At 43.7% G+C, this 5,074-nt stretch carries 6 protein-coding genes; 2 read left to right on the forward strand and 4 right to left on the reverse strand.

Going from position 1 to position 5,074, the window contains the following annotated elements:
- Positions 1–107: 107 nt before the first annotated feature.
- Positions 108–425 carry a ribbon-helix-helix domain-containing protein gene (locus C7H79_RS16275; protein ID WP_106708301.1) on the forward strand — a complete coding sequence of 106 codons (318 nt, stop codon included), beginning with the start codon at positions 108–110 and terminating at the stop codon, positions 423–425.
- 489 nt (positions 426–914) lie between these two features.
- On the opposite strand, the gene istB is transcribed toward C7H79_RS16275, so the two are convergent.
- The 3 genes from istB to C7H79_RS16290 form a co-directional block, all read right to left on the reverse strand.
- Entirely contained in the window at positions 915–1,724 is an 810-nt protein-coding gene (gene istB / locus C7H79_RS16280) for an IS21-like element helper ATPase IstB (RefSeq protein WP_106708302.1), read from the reverse strand.
- A complete protein-coding gene (gene istA, locus C7H79_RS16285; RefSeq protein WP_106708303.1) occupies positions 1,717–3,213 on the reverse strand; it encodes an IS21 family transposase in 1,497 nt (498 codons plus the stop codon). Before istA ends, istB begins: the two co-directional genes overlap by 8 nt.
- Before the next feature lie 351 nt (positions 3,214–3,564).
- On the reverse strand, positions 3,565–3,759 hold the full coding sequence (locus tag C7H79_RS16290; protein WP_106708304.1) for a hypothetical protein: 195 nt from the start codon (positions 3,757–3,759) through the stop codon (positions 3,565–3,567).
- Between the two features lie 159 nt (positions 3,760–3,918).
- On the opposite strand from C7H79_RS16290, the gene C7H79_RS16295 reads away from it, so the two are divergent.
- Positions 3,919–4,293, forward strand: coding sequence for a YciI family protein (locus C7H79_RS16295; protein ID WP_106708305.1), 375 nt, complete (start codon positions 3,919–3,921; stop codon positions 4,291–4,293).
- A gap of 149 nt (positions 4,294–4,442) precedes the next feature.
- Here C7H79_RS16295 and C7H79_RS16300 read toward each other — a convergent pair whose 3' ends face one another.
- Positions 4,443–4,745, reverse strand: a complete 303-nt coding sequence (locus C7H79_RS16300) for a glutathione S-transferase family protein (protein WP_106708306.1) — start codon at positions 4,743–4,745, stop codon at positions 4,443–4,445.
- Between the last annotated feature and the right edge of the window lie 329 nt (positions 4,746–5,074).

Below are 5,074 nucleotides of genomic sequence, written 5' to 3' on the forward strand. Positions count from 1 at the left end.
TCTATTATAAATAATCTCGATTGTAGACCCGCAGAAAGAGCTTGATTGGGTAATCTTTTGGAGGTGTTTTAGTAGTATATATTCATACCCTACCTGGAGGTAAATTTATGGCCATTGTAAAAACCACGCTCAGCCTTACCGATCAAGACCGTCAATGGATGAATGAAATTATTGCAAGCGGTGAGTATGTAAGTAATAGCGAATATGTCCGTAATCTCATTCACAGAGATAAAGAGCAGCGTACAGAAAGCCATGCTGAGATCGAGCTTATTCGCGCTAAATTATTAAAGGCCGAACAGAGCGGTTTTACGAACAAGAACCGTGATGAAATACTGGAAGATATTAAAGAAAAAGCGCGCCGCAATGGGGTTTATAAAAAAACCGAAGACGCGCAAGTTGATTTAGATAGGATTTGGCGACGATGATTTAAAGAATGGGGAGAATGTCAGGCTGACAAATATTACAACGCTTTGAATTGCTGGTGGAACAGCCACTTATGAATCCATTTGCTGAGTATATCCGTAAAGGCTACAAAAAAAGCGTTTGTAGCGTTGATACTATCTATTAGTGTTGTTGGTGACTCGGTTGAAATTATGAATATTTCTGGTCGACAAGATATTGAAAATGGCTTTAGAAACTACAGCCAGTTACCATTGTGCAGCAAAAAATGATGATTGCAAACCGCTACTCATAACTCTGCCAATCATCCTAATCCAAAAGCACAACAACCGCAGGGCCAAGTTCTTGGAGTGAAGGATCCAGACGTGTTGATACCGGTTTAAAATTGACCACCTGTGCCGGTTGAAAATTGACCAGGGGAAATCAGTGCGTAGGGTACTACGCATCTGTGGATAAGTCGACCAGACTGAGTTTGGTTTTTGCCTCCTGTTGATGGTTTAAAATAATTGGATTCGTTACAAATCTGTAAGATTTTCTTCTGAAGAAGATCTTTCTTTTTCTCTTTCCTGTATTCTAGTTTTTACACTGGCAGCGCTTTGTTTGTAACGGAAAGACTCATTGCCGGTTTCGATAATGTGGCAGTGATGCGTCAGTCGATCCAGTAGCGCGGTTGTCATTTTGGCGTCGATAAATACATTGCTCCATTCAGCAAACGTTAGATTAGTGGTGATGATTACGCTGGTACGTTCATAAAGCCTGGACAGCAAATGAAACAGCAAGGCACCGCCTGTTTGTGAGAATGGCAGATAACCCAGTTCATCTAAAATAACCAAATTTACTTGTAACAGATTCATCGCCATTCTTCCCTGTTTGCCAGCAATCTTCTCTTGCTCCAACATATTGGCCAGATCAATGGCACTGTAGAAACGCACTTTTTTATGGTGGTGTTGTATGCCTGAAACACCAATTGCGATGGCAAGATGCGTTTTACCGGTTCCGGTACCACCAACCAACACCAGATTCTGTATTGCTTCAGTAAATTGCATGGTTGCCAACTGGTTAATCAGTTGTTGATCTACTTTGGACTGACTGAAGTCAAATCCCTGTAAATGACGCAGCACAGGAAATCTGGCGGCATTGGTTTGATAGCGGATAGAGCGGATGCTGCGCTCAGTTGATTCGGCTTGGAGTAATTGGTGCAGAATCTTGTCCGATGCATCAAGACTAGCAATGATATCTGGCGCATTCTGCTGTTTCAGCTCGGTATAGCAGTCAGCCATACCGTATAACTTCAGTGCCTTGAATTGTGCGAGAATGTCAGACATGCGGCACCTCCAGCTTATTCAGGCGGTCATAGCGTGCAGTATCTGCCTGCGGTTCTTCTTTGAGTTTAAGCGTCGTTTCCACTTGCGCCGGTGAATCAGTTCGTTTCAAGCGTGCGAGCACATTGGTGACATGCTCGGCATTGAGAACACCTGATTCCAGCACCAATTCAACCGCTACCAGCACAGCTTCCAATCCATGTGTCGGCACTAAACTTAATACCTTGGCCATGATTCGGTCAGCTTGTTGGCGTTCTCTGCGCCGCAATGCTGTTTGTAGTTGTATCAAGGGTGCCGGTAGTTCGGCAAATGGCGCGCCGTTGCGTAAAGCCCCCGGTTTCTTCTCGATGACCGGGATATAATGCTGCCAGTTATAGCTGACTTGGTCACAATCCAGCAAGCGGGAATGATTAGCGACCACAGCATTGTCACAAACGATCTCTATGCGGTTCGCGTATAAGTGAACCGCCGCCATCTGATTGGCCAGAAGACAGGGAACAGAATAACGATTACGTTGCAGTGTAACCAGACAAGTGCTGGAAACCCGCGCCAATACCTCAACATAACCGTCGAATGGTGCTGGCATTGGCATCAAATAAAGTTGTTCTTGTTCCAACGCATCGGCAAGCGTAATGCCGTTATAGTCTGGATGCTGTATTTCTAGCCACAAGGTGCGGCAACGCGCTTCAAGCCAACGGTTAAGTTCTTCGAATGAACTGAACTGCTGCTGTTTGGCTTCATGCCAGATATGGCGGCGCATATCCTGAACATTTTTCTCGACAACGCCTTTCTCCCAGCCGGAAGCTACATTGCAGAAATCTGGATCAAACAGGTAATGTGCGGTCATGGCAAAGAAACGCGTGTTCACCACGCGTCCATTGCCTTTGGAGACCTTATCCACGGCGGTCTTCATGTTATCGTAAATGCCGCGTTTCGGGATGCCGTCAAAAGCTGTGAATGCGCGGGTATGCGCATCAAACAACATTTCGTGGCTTTGTGATGGGTAACCTGACAGCATGAATGCACGGCTGGCGCATAGTTTGGTGTGTGCAGCTAAGACTTTACGATGAATACCGCCAATCACTAGCCACTCTTCACTCCAGTCAAACTGAAATGCTTCACCAAATGCAAACTTGAGCGGCACATACGCAGTGCCTTTACTGCCTTGATTGCGCCAGCTCCGGATAAAGTCGCAAACAATCGTATAGCCACCAGTATAGCCTTCGTTCAAAATCGCTTTGAACAACATTAATGCCGTGCGCCGATCCTTCTTTGGACGGCGCACATCTGCTTCCAGTGCCAATAACAACTTGGGTTCAAACGGTGTCAGTTTGCCAGGCTTCTTTGCCCTTCGATATTGGACGGCACTATCATCTGGCGCTCGCAACCACTTCTTTATCGTGTTTCGGGACAGACTTGTACGCCGTTGAATTTCATTTATCGACAAATGTTCACGGTAAAACATCCGCCGGATCTTTGCATACATAACCATGGTAATCACCTCTAGTTTCTCCTGCCTAAAACTTAAGCAGAATACGTGAATTACCTGGTCAATTTTCAACCGGTATTAGTGCCCTTTTCTGGTCAATTTTCGACCGGTGTCAACAATCCAGACGACACTCCACTCGTTTTTAAAAAGAAAATGTACGCTTCAAGAGTTTGTGAACGAATACGGTAATTTCGATTATTACGAAACGATGGATGGGCACGAAACCGACGATGAGAAACAGCAAGGAATTAAATATTACTACTCTAAAAGGTACTGTTCCTAAATCCGCAAAAGCAGTCAGTATCGAGTAAATGAAGAACACGATTAATGCCAGAAATGAAACAACTAATTCTTTCAGCTCACATCGATTACATAATCATCGCGATTGAGAGAATGATTCGGATTTTCCTGGCAAAAGCGGGTAAATGCCAAATTTCCAGCTTCAATTTCCGAACTGGCTTCAATTTCGTAATCGGCGAGCAGACCACTGTAATTGGGCGCAGCATTGATTGACGGCTCAACCGGCGCGATAAGAACCTTATATATCATGCTAATATCCTAATATCCTTGTAGAACTAAGCCAAGCTATTTTCCAGTAAAGTACTGTACTGAATGATATATTATTTGTCAAACCCATGAAATTAATGGACGGGTCACAAGTTGAACGTGACGTGACGTGACGTTTTCAATCAAATAAGGAGACTGACAATGCGTGTGATGGTGTTAGTGAAAGCTACCGAAGACAGCGAAAAGGGCTTCGTCCCAACGGCTGAGACGATGGAGATGATGGAGGCCATGGGCAGATTTAATGATGAGTTGGTAAACGCAGGTATCATGAAGGACGGGGACTGCGACGGCCTTACGCCATCTTCTCGGGGCAAGCGTATTGCGTTCGATGGTCCCGCTCGTACGGTTATCGACGGGCCTTTTCATCATCCGAGCGAGTTGGTCGCAGGTTTCTGGCTTTGGGAAGTTAAGGACATGGACGAAGCGGTCGCTTGGGTGAAGCGCTGCCCCAATCCCATGCCGGGACCGAGCGAGATCGAAATCCGGCCGTTATATGAGTTGACTGATTTGAAATGAATTCGCACATCGTAAATTGAGTCGGCCTCTCCAAGTTTCAAACTGAGACCCTACCAAAAAATTTCTATATGTTGACTACTTGGCAGCAAACTATAGGAGTTTTTGGTTAAGTTAAAATGCCGCATATAAACCTCATTTTTTCTATTATCCTAAAATAGGGGCTTCATACTCTGTCGATCGAGTGCCAGTTTGACGCCTTCATCGGCCTCCATTCGTACGCTATGCGACTTAAATGACTCGTAATCGTGAATTGACAAAGGCGTCAGTTTAATCCAGCGAGATAAAACATATAAAAATGTGTCTGCAAAACTTTTCTCGCCTAAAAACCATTGATCTCCATTATTTTGCAGAATACAATTCATATAATCATAATGTTTGGCAAGTCGTTCATAAGTCTTTGCATTACCCTCTTTTTGCGCAGATTCACTATCTACAAAGTTTTTAATAAACAACCCTGTGACAAGGCCATTGGGAAATCATAAGTTAAGAAAGAATTAAAAACTCATAACTTAAGCAAAGATGGTTTCGTATACGTGTTCATCTCCTTATTAAGACCTCATTCGAAAAAAATATACTTCTTTCAGTTGAATACGCTATTATGTGCACGCGATCATGTGTGAATTATCGAACGTGTGCATGAATGCATAGGTGCAAGTGTATATGTGTGCACACTATATAATTAATTTCTATAGTAAAATAACTAAAAAAAAATTTAAATCTATTTAACATGAAATTGCTAGAGGATCGACATTGCGATTAAAAACGAAATAGTCAAAACTAA

Source organism: Nitrosomonas supralitoralis (genome assembly GCF_003011925.2).
In the GTDB taxonomy this organism is placed as follows: Bacteria; Pseudomonadota; Gammaproteobacteria; order Burkholderiales; family Nitrosomonadaceae; genus Nitrosomonas; species Nitrosomonas supralitoralis.